Source organism: Kribbella sp. NBC_00359 (assembly GCF_036097425.1).
Classification (GTDB): domain Bacteria; phylum Actinomycetota; class Actinomycetes; order Propionibacteriales; family Kribbellaceae; genus Kribbella.
On record NZ_CP107975.1, the window covers coordinates 1070229 to 1086042 of the forward strand.

At 68.9% G+C, this 15814-nt stretch carries 13 protein-coding genes; 6 read left to right on the forward strand and 7 right to left on the reverse strand.

Annotation, left to right across the window (positions count from 1 at the left end):
* Window positions 1–29 precede the first annotated feature (29 nt).
* The 3 genes from OG876_RS05185 to OG876_RS05195 are packed head-to-tail and all read right to left on the reverse strand — an operon-like array spanning window position 30 to window position 3000.
* The gene (locus OG876_RS05185; protein ID WP_328523604.1) at window positions 30–1163 is read right to left on the reverse strand and encodes an NAD(P)/FAD-dependent oxidoreductase; all 1134 of its coding nucleotides are present in this window, start codon (window positions 1161–1163) and stop codon (window positions 30–32) included.
* Window positions 1160–2425, reverse strand: coding sequence for an NAD(P)-binding domain-containing protein (locus OG876_RS05190; protein ID WP_328523605.1), 1266 nt, complete (start codon window positions 2423–2425; stop codon window positions 1160–1162). The genes OG876_RS05185 and OG876_RS05190 overlap by 4 nt, the downstream gene beginning before the upstream one ends.
* Window positions 2426–2427: 2 nt before the next feature.
* Window positions 2428–3000 carry an OsmC family protein gene (locus OG876_RS05195; protein ID WP_328523606.1) on the reverse strand — a complete coding sequence of 191 codons (573 nt, stop codon included), beginning with the start codon at window positions 2998–3000 and terminating at the stop codon, window positions 2428–2430.
* Between the two features lie 305 nt (window positions 3001–3305).
* Between OG876_RS05195 and OG876_RS05200 the strand changes: the two genes are divergently transcribed.
* From OG876_RS05200 to OG876_RS05225, 6 genes are read left to right on the forward strand one after another with little or no spacing between them, the layout of a single operon-like run.
* Entirely contained in the window at window positions 3306–3464 is a 159-nt protein-coding gene (locus OG876_RS05200) for a hypothetical protein (RefSeq protein WP_328523607.1), read from the forward strand.
* A 40-nt stretch (window positions 3465–3504) separates the two neighbouring features.
* On the forward strand, window positions 3505–4803 hold the full coding sequence (locus OG876_RS05205) for an ABC transporter substrate-binding protein (RefSeq protein ID WP_328523608.1): 1299 nt from the start codon (window positions 3505–3507) through the stop codon (window positions 4801–4803).
* Window positions 4803–5729, forward strand: coding sequence for a carbohydrate ABC transporter permease (locus OG876_RS05210; protein ID WP_328523609.1), 927 nt, complete (start codon window positions 4803–4805; stop codon window positions 5727–5729). The genes OG876_RS05205 and OG876_RS05210 overlap by 1 nt, the downstream gene beginning before the upstream one ends.
* Window positions 5726–6544: a carbohydrate ABC transporter permease gene (locus tag OG876_RS05215; RefSeq protein ID WP_328523610.1), complete on the forward strand. Its 819-nt coding sequence runs from the start codon at window positions 5726–5728 to the stop codon at window positions 6542–6544. The genes OG876_RS05210 and OG876_RS05215 overlap by 4 nt, the downstream gene beginning before the upstream one ends.
* 2 nt (window positions 6545–6546) lie before the next feature.
* Entirely contained in the window at window positions 6547–7473 is a 927-nt protein-coding gene (locus OG876_RS05220) for a carbohydrate kinase family protein (protein WP_328523611.1), read from the forward strand.
* Window positions 7470–8765 carry an alpha-glucosidase/alpha-galactosidase gene (locus tag OG876_RS05225; protein ID WP_328523612.1) on the forward strand — a complete coding sequence of 432 codons (1296 nt, stop codon included), beginning with the start codon at window positions 7470–7472 and terminating at the stop codon, window positions 8763–8765. The genes OG876_RS05220 and OG876_RS05225 overlap by 4 nt, the downstream gene beginning before the upstream one ends.
* Here the strand turns inward: OG876_RS05225 and OG876_RS05230 are convergent.
* From OG876_RS05230 to OG876_RS05245, 4 genes are all read right to left on the reverse strand, one after another.
* The gene (locus tag OG876_RS05230; protein ID WP_328523613.1) at window positions 8729–9634 is read right to left on the reverse strand and encodes an NAD(P)H-dependent flavin oxidoreductase; all 906 of its coding nucleotides are present in this window, start codon (window positions 9632–9634) and stop codon (window positions 8729–8731) included. The genes OG876_RS05225 and OG876_RS05230 overlap by 37 nt on opposite strands.
* A gap of 61 nt (window positions 9635–9695) precedes the next feature.
* The gene (gene secA, locus OG876_RS05235) at window positions 9696–12623 is read right to left on the reverse strand and encodes a preprotein translocase subunit SecA (RefSeq protein ID WP_328523614.1); all 2928 of its coding nucleotides are present in this window, start codon (window positions 12621–12623) and stop codon (window positions 9696–9698) included.
* Window positions 12624–12809: 186 nt separating this feature from the next.
* Window positions 12810–13958: a winged helix-turn-helix domain-containing protein gene (locus OG876_RS05240; RefSeq protein WP_328526860.1), complete on the reverse strand. Its 1149-nt coding sequence runs from the start codon at window positions 13956–13958 to the stop codon at window positions 12810–12812.
* A 155-nt stretch (window positions 13959–14113) separates the two neighbouring features.
* Window positions 14114–15664, reverse strand: a complete 1551-nt coding sequence (locus OG876_RS05245) for a BTAD domain-containing putative transcriptional regulator (RefSeq protein WP_328523615.1) — start codon at window positions 15662–15664, stop codon at window positions 14114–14116.
* Window positions 15665–15814: the final 150 nt, after the last annotated feature.

The following is a 15814-nucleotide window of genomic DNA, read 5'->3' on the forward strand; positions in this document are numbered from 1 at the left end:
CGGATCGTAGGCGTCAGGGGAATCCCGTTCTACAGCAAGAAGTGCGCGGACCCCAGATCCGGCTGTGATCCCACGTGATCGACCTCGTCGCGCATCGCCGAGCTGACCTCCCGCAGCAGCACCCGCACGTCGTCCAGGCTCCACCGGTACGACGCGACCGCGTCGGTCACCGCGAACAGACGACTCGAGAGTCTGTCCCGGGTCGCCTGATAGGACTCCTGCGTCTCCAGAATCGCGTGAGCCAATAGCTCTGCGTCACGCAGCGCATCGGTGATGCCGTGCGTGGTGATCGGATCCTTGTAATAGCCCGCGTCTCCGACCAGCGCCCACCCTGGCCCCCAGCACTCGCGGACGAACCCCGCCGCACCGGCCCAGCCGTGCATCGCACCCACCGGCGCCGCCGCCGACACTCGATCCGCCAGTGCCGGTGCCGTCTCCGCGAGGAGTGTCGCGAAGGCGCGCTCGGTCCCACGGCGACGCAGCGCACGCATCCTGTCCGGGGTCGTCGCGACGAACACGCAGGTCAACCCGTCGTTGGTGGGAATCAGACCGGCACCGCCACCGAACCCATAGGCCCATTCGTATCCAGTGGGTCGCGCATCGGCGTAGTAGCGATAGAGGACCGCGCTGAGCGAATGACCCCGCCGTACGACGGGTGCGCCGACTGCGGACGCGACAGTCGAACGGATGCCGTCGGCACCGACCGTGATCCCGGCTCGGAGCTCGCGATCCTGCACGCGAACGCCCGTCACGCGGCCACTCCCGTCGCGCAGGACTGCCGTGACGGGAGTCCGGAACCACATCTCCACACCCGCCTCGGCGGCCGCGTCCGCGAGGATCCGGTCGAGCACGGAGCGACGCGGCGCATACAAGGCATCGACACCGCCGCTGGAACGAAGCGCGAGTTGCTCGGACTCACGGTCGGTGTAGTGGAAGGTCGTCTGCCGGATCGGTGGCGTTCCCGCGGCAGCCAGCTCGTCGAGCAGGCCCCACCTCGCCAACTGCATGACGCCCGCGCGCATCAGACCGTGCGTCGAGACGGTGTCGCTGCCGTAGGCGGACCGCTCCACCAGAGCGACGCGGGCACCGGCCCGGGCGAGCAGCATCGCGGTCGAGGCTCCAGCTACCCGTCCGCCGACGACCAGTACGTCGTACTCGGTCATGCCGCCGGCTCCGCACTGCAGCCGTTCGTCCGGCCCGCGATCCTGCCGGTCAAGAGATGCTGCACGACGGCCGCCGCGTCGTGCCGGGCACCGCCGATAAAGGCGGAGTCGCGCCGGTATTGGAATCGCTGGCCGACGACGTACACACCAGGTGCTGCGGTGACCCCGCGGTTCTGGCGGATGTGGCCGTCGGGGCCGATGACCGGCAGCCGCAGCCACGGATATTCGGGCCGGTAGCCGGTGGCGACCAGGACGGTGGCGATGCCCGCACGGGACAGGTCCACAACGCGCGCTGCCGCCGGTGCCACGAGGGTCGGCGGCCGCACCGCCGGGAGAACCTCGCCGGTCAGGCCGGTACAGGCGATGTAGTCGTCCACCACGTCGAGCAGCCGATGCATCCGTACGTCGGCATCGGCAGCGGTCGCGGCCAGGTCCGGCCGGAAGCGTGCCCGCGTTCCTTTCATGCCCTCGAAGCGGCCGAGGAGCCGGACACCGTTGGCCTGCAGGCTGACCAGATCAAGATTCCGCGCACGTTCGCCGGTACGGCGGCCGACGAGTTGCATCGACGGCTCCCGCCGGGCGGCCACCGGGTCGGGAACCTCGTCGATCGTCCGCGCCAGCCGGCCGGTGCTCCGCAGCCAGCAGAAGATGTCTCTGCCGCGATAGCAGCGCGGGATCCGGGTGTGCCGGCCGGCTGCCAGGTACACCTCCCGGCCTGCGCGGTTGAGTTCGTCGGCGATCTGCGCACCCGACGACGAGGCGCCGATCACGAGCACGCCACCGGGCGGCAGTTGAGCGGGGTTGCGATAGCTGCTCGCGGTGACGACCTCGGCCGCGTCCAATCCGTCCGGCACGTTGGGCACACCGTGCGGACCGGTCGCGATCACCACGTGACGGGTCGACCAGGTCCCGCGATCGGTGACGAGTCGATAGCCCCCGGAGTGCGCGGTGACCAGGTCGCGCACCGTCGTACCGGTCAGCACGGGCGCGTCGTACGACTGCGCATACCGCTCCAGGTGCTGGACGAAGCCGGCCGAGCTCATGAACCCGTCCGGCTCGGACCCGTCGTACTCCCAGTGGGGCAGGCGGGTCATCCAGTTCGGCGACAGCAACCGCAGCGAGTCCCAGCGCTCGCTGCGCCAGCGCTCGCCGATCCGGCCTCGGTCGACGACCACATGATCACGGCCCGCACCGGTGAGCAGCCGGCTGACTGCGAGACCGGCATGGCCGGCGCCGATCACGACGGTGTCGATGGTCGTCATGGTCAGCCGGTGACCACGTCGACGACGACCGGAGTCGGGTTGGCGAGGGCGTCGAAGACCGCCGAGCGGCGCCGGGACTGCTCGACGATGCCGCGCAGGGTCTCGTCGTCGGCGTCACCCTCGATCGCGATCGACACCCGGATCTGCTGGTAGCCGTTGCGGACGGAATCGCCCGACAGGCCGAGGATCCCGAGCAGGTCGATGTCGCCTTCGACGGTCGAGGTGACCTTGGTGAGGTCGACGCCGCGGGCCGCGGCGATGTTGGCGATACCGGCGGTCAGGCAGGCGGCGATCGCGTGCAGGAGGTACTCCGCCGGCGTCGGCCCGTGGTCCGTGCCGACCAGGACTTCGGGGTGGTCGAACTCGAGCACCGTGTCGGCCTTGTGCCGCAACTCCTGCATGGCTCCGAAGAAGCCCGCTGCGGTGGAACGGCTGTGCGTCCCGGTGACCCAGGTGTTGCTCGCCCGGAACTGGAACTTGGCAATCTCGTGCTGGCCCTTCACCGCGTCGAGGGTGGCGAACAGCGTCGCGGTGTCGACGCCGTTCCGGCGCGGGCTCTCGGTGGTCGTGGTCATGGATCCTCCCCTGGTCTGCCTGGCCCGGTCGGCTCAGGCGTCTGCCGAAGGACGCTAGGCAGGTCGCCTTCCCCCGGCCTTCCCCTCGGCTTCTCTGCGCGGTAACGCGCTCAGGCGAGGAATCCACGCACTCGTTTGCAGCTTTGCCTTGACGAGAGGACGCCGCAGCGCTTGACTTGGTCGGCAGTGACGCACCCAGCCGGTAGCGGTCCGAGAGAGGTCCGAAGTCCGGTTTCCAGGCGCCAGGGCAGCTCGATCCACCCAGCCCGAGGCGGGGTCGCGTCCACGGGACCGATGGAGCAATCGTGTCCGACCTCGCTCGCCGCTTCCCGCCGGCCACTCTGACCGCCGCCGGACGACTACGACAGCCGCACCCGCTCGAAGAAGCTGCTCACCGCGACCCAGGCACGTTGACGATCGCGCAGCGCGACGTCGGCTCCGGGTCCGTGCGCAAGACCTGCTGATTCCACTCCCTTCATCCCTCGGCACCACCTGGAGACCCCTATGTCCCAGCATGCTCTGACCCTTTCCCGTCGTCACGTTCTGCGCGCCGCGGCCGCCGTCGCCGCCGCCGGCACGCTCGGTGCGTGCGGCAAGAGCAAAGAAGATCCAAAGGGGGCCGGCGGCGTCGTCAGCGTCGATCTCTGGCACGGCCAGGTCGACACCGGCAAGGCCGCGATCGATGCCTTGATCAACGAGTTCAACAAGTCGCACCCGAACATCAAGGTGGTCGGCGGCGGTGGCGGGGTCACCGCGGACAGCATGCTGCAGAAGGTCACCGCGGGGCTGGCCGGAGGGTCCTATCCGGATGTCGCGTACATCTTCGGGTCGGACCTCGCCAGCCTGACCAAGAGCCCGAAGGTGGCCGACCTGACCGGTGCGCTGAAGATCGACGACTACTGGCCGGCCGCGAAGGACGCGGTCAGCGTGAAGGGCAAGGTCCGGGCCGCGCCGGCGTTGCTCGACTCGCTCTGCTTGGTCTACAACAAGAAGCTGTTCACCGCCGCCGGCGTCCCGGCGCCGCCGGCGGGCTGGACCTGGGACGACTTCGTCACCACCGCCAAAGCCCTGACCAACCCGGGCAAGGGCATCTTCGGCACCGGCTGGCCGGGTGTCGGCGACGAGGACACGGTCTGGCGGATCTGGCCGATGATCTGGGATCTCGGCGGCGACGTGGTCAGCGGCGACGGCAAGAAGGTGGGCTTCGACCAGGTCGGCGAGCAGGCGCTCGGCACCCTCGACCGGCTGCGCAGCGACAAGTCGCTGTACGTCGATCCCAAGCCGGGCAGCGAACAGCTCTACCAGGTGTTCCTCGGCGGCCGGATGGCCATGGTCGCCACCGGCCCGTGGCAGCTCCCGGAGCTGATCGACAATCACCTCGACTACGGCGTGGTGCCGCTGCCGTCGTACTCCGGGAAGCCGGTGACGATCTCGGGTCCGGACACCTGGACCGTGTTCGACAACGGCAAGGCGAAGGTGCAGGCGGCCACCGAGTTCGTGAAGTGGATGGCCGACCCGGCGCAGGACATCCAGTGGGACATGGAGGGTGGGAGCCTGCCGATCACCAAGGCCACCGCCGAGCTCCCGCAGTGGAAGAAGCACTCGACCGAGACGAACGGGCTGGACGTGTTCGTCAAGGCGCTCGACTCGGCGAAGGTCCGGCCGACGATCACGGCCTACCCGCAGATCTCGCAGAACCTCGGTCAGGCCATCGCCGCCGTCCTGCTGGGGAAGCAGAGCCCGGGTGATGCGATCAAGCAGGCCGTCGACCAGTGCAACCAGGTGCTGGCGGTGCCGAACTGATGGCCAGCGTGGTCGGTACGTTCACCGTCGATCCCCGGAGCCGGGCCGCGGCGAAGCGTCGCACCCGGAACGAGAGCGCGACGGGATGGGCGTTCGTGAGCCCTTCGGTACTGATCATCCTCGGATTGAGTGTCGTACCGGTGCTGTGGTCGTTGCTGCTCTCGTTCCAGGTGAATGACCTGGTCTCGCCGAGTGAGTGGGTCGGGCTGGCCAACTACAAGGCGCTGATGAAAGACCCGACCTTCGGTGCGGCGGTCGAGCATACGTTGATCTACACGGTGCTGTACGTGCCGCTGAGCGTGGTCGCCGGGCTGGCGATCGCGATCGCGCTGGATCGGAAGATCGCGTTCATCGGTCTGTATCGGACCCTGGTTTTCGTGCCGTTCGTGGTGTCGGCGGCGGCGCAGGGCGTCCTGTTCTCCTTCGTGCTCGATCCGGAGTTCGGAGTGGCGAACTCGGTGCTGCACAAGGTCGGCTTGCCGGCGCAGGGGTTCTTCAGCGATCCCGGTCAGGCGCTGTACTTACTGGTCGCGATCTCGCTGTGGAGCGGGACCGGGTTCTGCGTGATCGTCTATCTGGCCGGGTTGCAAGGGGTTTCGACGGATCTGGTCGAGGCTGCGCGGATCGACGGTGCGGGACGGTTCGGCGTACTGCGTCATGTCGTGCTGCCGTCATTGACACCGGTGACGATCTTTCTGCTGCTGTTCCAGGCCATCAACGCGCTGCAGGTGTTCGACCTGGTGTTCGTCACCACCAAGGGCGGCCCGCTCGGGTCCACGACCGTGATTGTGTACTTCATCTGGGAGAAGGCGTTCAAGACGTTCACGGCCGGCTACAGCGCGGCCGCGGCGTACGCGTTGGCGGTCGCCTTGCTCGTGATCGGTGTGGCCTTGCAGCTGTATCGGCGGAGGGCGGCCGCGCGATGAAGAGATTGCCTTTCAGTGCCTGGCATTTCGTGCTGGCGCCACTTGCGTTGTTGTTCGCGTTGCCGTTGGTGTGGTTGCTGGTGAGCTCGGTGATGAGCAACGCCGAGATCAACCGGTTCCCACCGGCGCTGATTCCGCACGGGATCAACCTCGGCGGGTATCGCTACGTGCTGGGGAACGCGTTGTTCCCGCGCTGGTTCCTGAACTCGTTCATCGTCTCGATGGTGGCGGTGACGGCCAATCTCGTCCTCGGCTCGCTCGGCGGGTATGCATTCGCGCGGATCCGGTTCGCCGGGTCGAAGCTGGTGCTCGGGCTGATGCTGGCGACGATGGTGATCCCGTTCCAGCTGACGATGATCCCGACGTTCCTGGTGATGAAGGAACTCGGGCTGATCGACACGCTCGGCGCGCTGATCGTCCCGTCGCTGGTGACGCCGTTATCTGTTTTTCTTTTTCGGCAGTTCTTCGTCTCGCTTCCGCGCGAGCTTGAGGAGGCGGCCTGGATCGACGGGTGCGGGCGGTTGCGGATCCTGGTCTCGATCGTACTGCCGCTGGCCCGGCCGGCCTTGAGTACGGTCGCCGTCCTCACCTTCCTGGCCACCTGGAACGACCTGACCTGGCCGCTGATCGCGATCAACACCGACACCACCTACACCCTCCAGCTCGGCCTGACCACCTTCCAGGGCCAGCACCACACCCAGTGGGCCGCCGTGATGGCCGGCAACGTCATCACCGTGCTGCCGGTCCTACTGGGCTTCCTCCTCGCCCAGAAGGCCTTTATCCGCTCACTCGCATCCACGGGACTCAAAGGCTGACAATGACTTTCGATCTTCTGGTGATCGGCGACGCGAACCCCGATGTGGTTGTCGGGCCTGTCGACCAACCCATCCTCTTCGGCCAGCGGGAACGGCTTGTTCCCAACGGTTCTCTGGTGCTCGGCGGCTCGGCCTCGATTATGGCCTGTGGAGCCGCCCGGCTCGGGCTCAGCGTCGCCTTCGCCGGGCGCGTCGGCGACGATCCGGCCGGCGACTTCATCCGTACGGCGCTCTCCGACCGCGGAGTGAATGTCGACGCTCTGATTGTCGACAACACCCTGCCGACCCCGCTGACCACGATCCTCACCTCGGGCGACGACCGGGCGATCCTCACCTCGCCTGGCTGTCTCCCGGCCACCACGGCGGACGACGTACCCAGGTCGCTACTGCGATCGGTCCGGCACGTGCACGCGGCGTCGTTTTACCTGATGCCGGCGCTGGCGGCCGGGCTGGCGGCGCTGTTCAAGGAGGCGAAGGCCGCGAAGGCGACCACGTCGCTCGACCCGAACGACGACCCGGCCGGGCGTTGGGACCGGACGGTCCTCGACCCGGTGCTTCGGGTCACCGACTACTTCCTGCCGAATGCGGCCGAAGCGTTGGCCCTCACCGGTCATCACTCGGTAGAAGATGCCGCGGGCATCCTGGCCCGTCGCGGACCGTTGGTTGTGGTGAAGAACGGTGTGGACGGCGCCCTGGCCCACAGCGGTTCCAAGGTCACGACAGCGCCTGCGCTCAAGGTGGACACCGTCGACGCGGTCGGAGCAGGTGACAGCTTCGACGCCGGCTGGGTGGCCGCCGTACTGAACGGATCCCGCACCGAACGAGCCCTCGCGATCGCTGCCGCCTGCGGCTCGCTGTCCACCCGCGCCGCCGGCGGGACCGCAGCCCAACCGGACTGGGATCTAGCCATCGAGAGCGTGATGCAATGAGCAAGATCGCCTTCATCGGCGCGGGCAGTGTGGTCTTCACCCAGGGCCTGCTCGCCGACCTGTTCAGCTTCGACCTGGGACCACTGCACATCGCGTTGCACGACATCGATCCCGAGCGACTCGACACGGCCGCCGCGGCGGCGGCGTACATCGCCCAGGAGCGTGGTGCGACGCCGCGGATCACCGCGCACCTGGAGCGCCGGGCCGCACTCGACGGCGCGGACTTCGTGATCAACATCGTCCAGGTCGGGATGAACGCCGCGACCCGGGTGGACTTCGAGATCCCGGCCCGGTACGGGATCCGGCAGACGATCGGGGACACGCTCGGTGTCGGCGGGGTGTTCCGCGCACTCCGCACGTTCCCGGTGCTGCGGGGGCTGGCGGACGACATCGCCGAGGTGTGCCCGGACGCGTGGCTGCTGAACTACACCAACCCCATGGTGATGAACGTCTGGTACCTGGCCGCTCTCGGAGTTCGCAAGGTGGTCGGGCTCTGTCACTCGGTCTACTGGACGATGCACGGTCTGTCCGAAGTGGTCGGCGTCCCGTACGACGAGGTGACCTACCGGGCCGCTGGAGTCAACCACCAGTCGTGGGTACTACGGTTCGAGCGCGGCTCCGAGAATCTGTACGAGCGCCTGGACGCGGCAATCTCGGCGGATCCGGAGCTGCGGCGGCGAGTGCGCGTGGACATGTACCGGCGGCTCGGGTTCTATCCGACCGAGACCAGCGAGCACTCGTCGGAGTACGTGCCGTGGTACCTGTCGCATCCGGACGAGGTCGAGCGGCTGCGGCTGCCCGTGGGTGAGTATCTCGGGATCGTCGAGGAGAACCTGGCGTCGTACGAACAGACGCGGAAGGCGTTGAAGGCAGGCGAACCGGTGACGGTCGAACCGACGATGGAGTATGCGCCGCAGGTCATCCACAGCATCGTCACCGGGACGCCGCGAACCATCTACGGCAACGTCCCGAACACCGGCCTGATCAGCAACCTGCAGGCCGGCGGAGTGGTCGAAGTCCCTTGCCTGGTCGACGGTTCGGGGGTCCAGCCGACCGCGGTGGGTGCGTTGCCGGCGCAGTGTGCGGCGCTCAACCGGTCCTACCTGAACGTGGCTGAGCTGGTGGTGAAGGCCGCGGTGGACGAGGATCCGCGGGCGATCCGGCAGGCCGTGATGGTCGACCCGGCCACCGCGGCCGCGCTACCGGTCGAACGGATCTGGGACCTGTGCGACGACCTCGTGGTTGCTCACGGCAATTACTTGGCACCGTCGCTGAGGGCGGCCTGCAGGTAGGTGCGGTACGTCGCGAAGCCGTCGAGAACCTCGGCGGCGGTCGGCTGACCGGTGAGGGAGCCGACGCCCTGGCCCGCGTAGATCGAGGCGCGGGCCGGGTCGGCGGCGCGGGTGCCTTCGACGTAGTCGGTGTGGCCGGCGTCGTCGGTCTTCAGCTCGTCCTCGCGGCCCTGCCAGGCGTCGAAGTACGCGTTGCGCAGCGCCCGGCCACCGAACTCGTCCGGCCACCCGGCCCGCGACGCCGCGTCGAACACCGTGCCGTAGACAGTGTCGGTCTCGTCCGCCGCGATCACGCGCCGGCGGATCGGATCCGACGTGAGCGCCTCCTGGCAGGTGAGGAACGCCGTACCGATCCAGGCACCCGCGGCCCCCGCGGCCAGTACGGCGGCCAGCCCGCGCGGTCCCGAGATCCCACCACCCGCGAGCACCGGCAGCTCGGTCAGCTCGAGAATCGCCTGCAGCAACGGCAGCGTGGCTACGGCGTTGCGGCCATGCCCACCGGCTTCCGCGCCCCGGGCAACGATCACGTCGACACCGGCATCGACCGCCTCCCGCGCATCGGCAACCGTCCCCGCCTGCGTGGCAACGACAATCCCGGCCTTCTGCAGCGGTTCGACGTACGGCGCGTAGTCCCCGAAGCTCAGCGACACCAGTGCCGGCTTCAGTTCGAGCACGGCCTCCAGATGCTCCGGCCGCTCCCGCACCGACCACGCCATCAGGCCGATCCCGTACGGCTTCCCACTCGCCGCGGCGATCGAGCCTTCGGTCCGGATCCAGTCAGCCGCGACCGCGGATCCGGCGCCGAGCATGCCGAGACCACCCGCTGCCGAGATCGCGGCCGTCAGCTTCCCGCCGCCGACGTTGGCCATGGGCGCGCCCACCACGGGCACACCCAGGCCGAACCTCTCCGTCAGCCACACGGGCCTTGCCTCAGAACTTGTAGACGTCTGAGGCCGGGTCGCCGTGGCAGCGCTTGTACTTCTTGCCGGAGCCACAGGGGCAGGCCGCGTTGCGCGGGGTCCCGGCGTACTGCAGGGCACCCTCTTCGACGGCCGCCTCGCGGACAGCCACCTCGTCGTCGCCGTCCATGGTCGGAGCCGAGTAGGACAGGCGCTGCGGACGGCTGTCACCGGTCAGGCCCTTGGCGCGCAGGCGCGGGGTGTCCCGCGGCCGCACCTCGTCCTGGACGCGGCCCGGGAACTCCGCCACCGGCGCACCGGGGGTGAGGATGTCCTCGATCCGGCGGCCTTCGAGACCTTCACCGTCCAGGTCGAGGTCCACCGCGGCGTCCGCCTCGGCGGCGAGCTCCATCTCGGCGCGCATCGCCTCGACGTCCACCTCGACGTTGAAGATGAACGCGACCGACTCCTCCTTGATCGACTCCATCATCGCGGCGAACATGTCGTAGCCCTCGCGCTGGTACTCGACCAGCGGGTCGCGCTGCGCCATCGCGCGCAGGCCGATGCCCTCGCGCAGGTAGTCCATCTCGTACAGGTGCTCGCGCCACTTGCGGTCCAGCACGCTCAGTACGACGCGACGCTCCAGCTCGCGCATCGCGTCCTCACCGAGCAGCTCCTCGCGCCGCTCGTACGCCGCCTGGGCGTCCTCGATGAACCGCTCGATCAGGAAGTCCTGGGTCAGACCGGCCTTCTCGCCGCCGGCCTCATCGATCAGCTCGTCCTCGGTCAGCTCGGTCGAGTACAGCGTCTTCATCGCGGTGAACAGCGCGTCCAGGTCCCAGTCCTCGGCGAACCCGTCCGCGGTCGCGCCCTGCACGTACCCGGTGACCGTCTCGTCGAGCATGTCCGACACCTGCGAGCGCAGGTCCGCGCCCTCGAGCACCCGGCGGCGCTCGTCGTACACGACGTGCCGCTGCCGGTTCATCACGTCGTCGTACTTGAGGATGTTCTTCCGGGTCTCGAAGTTCTGCGCCTCGACCTGGGCCTGCGCCGACGCGATCGCCTTGGTGACGACCTTGTTCTCCAGCGGCTGGGTGTCGTCGTTGTTGCGCGACATCGCCCAGTCGACCATCTCGCGCTTGAACAGCCGCATCAGGTCGTCCTCCAGCGACAGGTAGAACCGGGACTTGCCCGGGTCGCCCTGACGGCCGGCGCGGCCGCGGAGCTGGTTGTCGATCCGGCGGGACTCGTGCCGCTCGGTGCCGAGCACATACAGGCCGCCGACCTCGGTGACCTCTTCCTGCTCGTCCTTGACCTGCTTCTCGAACTGCTCGAGGACCTTCGGGTACTCCGCCTCGTACTGCTCGGCGGACTCGACCGGGTCGATCCCGCGGGCGCGCAGGTCCTTGTCGGCCAGGTGCTCCGGGTTGCCACCGAGGATGATGTCGGTACCACGGCCGGCCATGTTGGTGGCCACCGTGACCGCACCCTTGCGGCCGGCCTCGGCGACGATCGCCGCCTCCCGCGCGTGCTGCTTCGCGTTCAGCACCTCGTGCGCGATGTTCTCCTTGCGCAACTGCGCCGACAGCCGCTCGGACTTCTCCACGCTGGTGGTGCCGACCAGGATCGGCTGACCGGTCCCGTGCACCTCGACGATGTCCTTGACCACCGCGTCGAACTTGGCGTCCTCGGTGCGGTAGATCAGATCCCGCTCCTCGACCCGGATCATCGGCTTGTTGGTCGGGATCGGCACGACGCCGAGCTTGTAGACCTTGGAGAACTCGGCCGCCTCGGTCATCGCCGTACCGGTCATGCCGGCCAGCTTGTCGTAGAGGCGGAAGTAGTTCTGCAGCGTGATCGTCGCCAGCGTCTGGTACTCCTCCTTGATCTCGACTTCTTCCTTCGCCTCGATCGCCTGGTGGAGTCCCTCGTTGTAGCGGCGGCCGTGCAGCGTGCGGCCGGTGTGCTCGTCGACGATCAGCACCTCGTTGTCGACGACCACGTAGTCCTTGTCCCGGCGGAACAGGTCCTTGGCCTTCAGCGCGTTGTTCAGGTAGCTGATCAGCGGGGTGTTGGCCGACTCGTACAGGTTGTCGATGCCGAGCCGGTCCTCGACCTTCTCGATCCCGCGCTCGAGGATCGCGACCGTGCGCTTCTTCTCGTCGACCTCGTAGTCGGCGACCGGGCGCTGCTCCTCGGGCACCTTGTCGTCGGCGATCCGCGGCTTCAGCGTGTTCGCGATCCGGGCCATCTCGACGTACCAGCGCTGGGAGTCCTCGGCCGGGCCGGAGATGATCAGCGGGGTCCGGGCCTCGTCGATCAGGATCGAGTCCACCTCGTCCACGATCGCGTAGTTGTGCTCGCGCTGGACGAGGTCCTCGATCGAGTTGGCCATGTTGTCGCGCAGGTAGTCGAAGCCGAACTCGTTGTTGGTGCCGTAGGTGATGTCCTTGGAGTAGGCCACCCGGCGCTCGGCCGGCGACATCTCCGGCAGGATCACGCCGTAGTCGAGGCCGAGGAAGTGGTACACCCGGCCCATCCACTCGGCCTGGAACCTGGCCAGGTAGTCGTTCACCGTGACCACGTGCACGCCGCGGCCGGACAGGGCGTTCAGGTACGTCGGAAGCGTGCCGACCAGCGTCTTGCCCTCACCGGTCTTCATCTCGGCGATGTTGCCCAGGTGCAGCGCGGCGCCGCCCATGATCTGGACGTCGTAGTGCCGTTGGTGCAGGGTCCGCTTGGCCGCCTCCCGGACCACCGCGAACGCCTCCGGCAGCAGCGCGTCGAGAGACTCCCCGTTCTCGTGCCGCTGCTTGAACTCCGCGGTCTGACCACGAAGTTCCTCGTCGGTCATCCCGACGAAGTCGTCCTCGATCGAGTTGACCATCTTCGCGATGCCCTGGAGCTGACGCAGGATCTTGCCCTCGCCGATCCGCAGGACCTTGTCGATCACCTTCATGGTGGGGAGTTCTCTCCTTGCTGCTGAAGCCTGGCTGCGGCCGAACGCCGACAGGGCACGATCCACCCCTCGGGCAGGCGCGCAGCACCCATGTTACGGGGCACGATGTGCCAAGCCACGTCGGATGCGTGCCGCCGGGCCTATCCGACCCACGCTCAGGCGGCCCGGAAAGTTCCCAAGGCTCGGTCAGAAACCGCGCAGAGCGTCACTGAGCGCTGGCGAGAGGTCACCACCACCGGCCACCCGGACCTGGTCCAGCCCGAGCCAGCCGGCCAGCTGGACGAGCTCCGCGGCCAGCTCGGCGGCCGTCTCCACCGGCGCCTTCGGCTCCGCGTGCGCCGATTGGACCAGCAGTACGCCGGCCGTCCGGTCGGCCTTGAGGTCCACCCGGGCGACCAGCCGGTCCCCGAGCAGGAACGGGAGGACGTAGTACCCGTGGATGCGTTTCTCGGCCGGGACGTAGATCTCGATCCGGTAGCGGAAGTCGAACAGGACCTCGGTCCGGGTCCGCTCGAACACCAGCGAGTCGAACGGGCTGACCAGGGCCCGCGTGTTCACCCGCCGCGGCAGCCGCGCGTCCCGATGCAGGTACGCCGGCCGCTTCCACCCGTCGATCCGGACCGGGAGCAGCTCGCCCTCCTCGACCAGCTCCGCGATCGCCTGCGCGGTCTCTTCCGGCGCGGTCCGGAAGTAGTCCCTCAGACACTGCGCGGTCGCCACCCCGTGCGCCCTGGCCGCGATCGACACCAGCCCGCGGTGCGCGGCGGCCACGGACGGCGTCGGGGTCTCCAGTACGGCGCGAGGCAGCACCCGCTCGGGTACGTCGTACATCCGCTCGAACTGCTGGTTGCGCCGGGCGACCGTGATCTCGCCGGCGAAGAAGAGGTACTCGAGGGCACGCTTCACGTCGGACCAGTTCCAGCCCCAGTTGGTGCGGTCGCGCTCGACGTCGTCATCGATCTGGCGGGCGGTCAGCGGGCCGTGGTCGCGGACGTCGGCGAGCACCTGCTTGAGCAGATCCGGCCGCTCGGCGGCGATCGACCGCGGGCCGCCCCACGCCTCGGTCGTTGCGCGGGCCATCCGCCAGCGCATCAGCGGGTGCGTCTCGACCGGGATCAGCGACGCCTCGTGCGCCCAGTACTCCACGAGTCGGCGCGGCGCCTTCCCGGACGCACGGTCCAGCAGATCCCGCGGGTACGGGCCCAGCCGCGAGTACAGCGGCAGGTACTGCGTCCGGCTCAGGACGTTGACCGAGTCGATCTGGATCAGCCCGATCCGCCCGAGCACGCGCGCCAGCGCCCGCGCATCCGGCGTCCCCTTCGGACGGGGATCCATGAACCCTTGTGCGGCCAGCGCCACCCGGCGGGCCTGAGCCGTCGACAACACCTGAGAATCCACGGAGCCGATTCTGCCGCCGGCCACCGACAGAAAATCGCGACCGTGCCGGCAGGGCTCTCCAGCAGCCCGTGTCCCGCGGGCCGGGCCTCAGCTCACCGACGGTCCTCGTCGACGGTGTCCTCGACCCGGATGATCAGCAGCACCTCGGCCACCTGGGGCGGGATCGGCGACGGGAACAGGCCGCGCGCGGAGAGATCCTCGACGGAGCGGAACGGCCCTCGGTGGGTCCTGTCGGCGACGATCAGCGCGGCCTGTTCGGCGGAGACGCCCGGCAGCCTACGCAGTACCGGCTCGGGTGCGTCGTTGATGTCGATCAGCCCGCCGTCCTCGAACTGGTTCGGCAGATCGGGGCGGCCGATGCCGAGCTGCCGGGCGATCTGCGGGTGCTCCGCGGCGAGCTGACGCGCGTACTGCCGGCGCGGGTCGAGACCTGGAGCCCGCTGCGTCCGCCGAGGCACGATCACGCCCACATGGATCGCACAGATCAGAGCTGTGGCGATCACCAGAGCCACCCCGAGCCCGTCGGTGTCGCTGGTGATCTCGTCGCTGGACGTATCGATCAGGAGCGCACCGGTGACCGTGGCGGCCAGGTAGCCCACCGCCGCCGCACCCAGCTGGACACTGCGCCGCCGGATCGCGAGGATGCCCACCAGCGGACCCGCCAGCATCCCGACCGAGATGATCGGGACCGCCGCCGCGGCGAACTTCACCGCCCAGTCCTGCCATTTCAACGTCTCCGGCTCACCAGCCTGTACCGGGACCTCCGGCGACCAGTACTGCGGTGGCGGCGGCGCGGGCCACCCGAAGGCGGCAGGCGCGGCCTGTGAGGCGGGAGTGGGGGCCGGGCCGCTTTGTGGGGCGATGAGGGTGGGGTCGTTCTGGAGGATCTGCTGGTGGAGGTGTTGGAGGGCGCTGCCGGGTTCCACGCCATGGGTGCTCACCAGGCGCGTGCGGGCCTCGCGATAGGTCGCCAGGGCTTCGGCTTGGCGGCCGGCGCGGTACAGGGCATGCATCTGTACGCCGCGCAGCCGTTCGTGGAGGGGGAACTCCGCAACCAGGCGCGACAACTCCGGCAGCAGGCTCTGCTGGTGGCCTTGCTCGAGTTCCAGCTGTGCCCAGTCCTCCACGGCCGCGGCGCGGTCAGCGGTGAGGCGAGCGCGGGTGGCCTCGAAGTACGAGCCCGTCAGGCCGGCCAGCGGCTCGGCTCGCCAGAGTGACAGGGCTGTCTGAAGCTCGGCGGCGGCCTCCGCCAGGCGACCCGCACCGCGCAGTTGGCGTGCTTCGCGGACGTGGCTGGTGAACAGGTCCAGGTCGGAGTTGCCGGGAGCAACGGAGAGCCGGTACCCGGCTTCGGTCAGGGTCAGCAGGAGGCCGGCCGCTCTGGGGGCTCGCTCCGGCTCCAGCACCCGGCGTAGCCCCGCGACGTACTTCTGGACGACGTTGGTGCCGTTCGCAGGCGGTTCGTCGCCCCAGACCGCGTCGATGATCCGGCTGGTCGGGACCGGCCGGTTGGCGGCCAGCAGGAGGATCGCCAGGACCGCGCGCTGCTTGGCCGGGCCGAGGTCCAGCTCACGCTGCCCGTCAAAGGCTCGCAGCGGTCCGAGCAGGTCGAACCGGACAGAGTCGTCAACCGCCCCCTGCACTGGTCAGCACCCTCCCGATCCGCACCGGCCGAGCTGCCCCCAGCCGACGGCAGTGCGGCCGCAGTCTATCGCCGAGCGGGGCGCAGTGAGGCGGCAGCGAGACCGCCAGTACTCCGGTCAAGCCCGCCGCGGGCCTCGAGAGCCAGCCGG

What these genes read in the sequence shown, in the direction of transcription:
- OG876_RS05185 (WP_328523604.1), bottom strand. Translation starts at nt 1,163, where the DNA reads ATGACCGAGTACGACGTACTGGTCGTCGGCGGACGGGTAGCTGGAGCC.
- OG876_RS05190 (WP_328523605.1), bottom strand. Translation starts at nt 2,425, where the DNA reads ATGACGACCATCGACACCGTCGTGATCGGCGCCGGCCATGCCGGTCTC.
- OG876_RS05195 (WP_328523606.1), bottom strand. Translation starts at nt 3,000, where the DNA reads ATGACCACGACCACCGAGAGCCCGCGCCGGAACGGCGTCGACACCGCG.
- OG876_RS05205 (WP_328523608.1), top strand. Translation starts at nt 3,505, where the DNA reads ATGTCCCAGCATGCTCTGACCCTTTCCCGTCGTCACGTTCTGCGCGCC.
- OG876_RS05210 (WP_328523609.1), top strand. Translation starts at nt 4,803, where the DNA reads ATGGCCAGCGTGGTCGGTACGTTCACCGTCGATCCCCGGAGCCGGGCC.
- OG876_RS05215 (WP_328523610.1), top strand. Translation starts at nt 5,726, where the DNA reads ATGAAGAGATTGCCTTTCAGTGCCTGGCATTTCGTGCTGGCGCCACTT.
- OG876_RS05220 (WP_328523611.1), top strand. Translation starts at nt 6,547, where the DNA reads ATGACTTTCGATCTTCTGGTGATCGGCGACGCGAACCCCGATGTGGTT.
- OG876_RS05225 (WP_328523612.1), top strand. Translation starts at nt 7,470, where the DNA reads ATGAGCAAGATCGCCTTCATCGGCGCGGGCAGTGTGGTCTTCACCCAG.
- OG876_RS05230 (WP_328523613.1), bottom strand. Translation starts at nt 9,634, where the DNA reads ATGGCCAACGTCGGCGGCGGGAAGCTGACGGCCGCGATCTCGGCAGCG.
- secA (WP_328523614.1), bottom strand. Translation starts at nt 12,623, where the DNA reads ATGAAGGTGATCGACAAGGTCCTGCGGATCGGCGAGGGCAAGATCCTG.
- OG876_RS05240 (WP_328526860.1), bottom strand. Translation starts at nt 13,958, where the DNA reads ATGGATCCCCGTCCGAAGGGGACGCCGGATGCGCGGGCGCTGGCGCGC.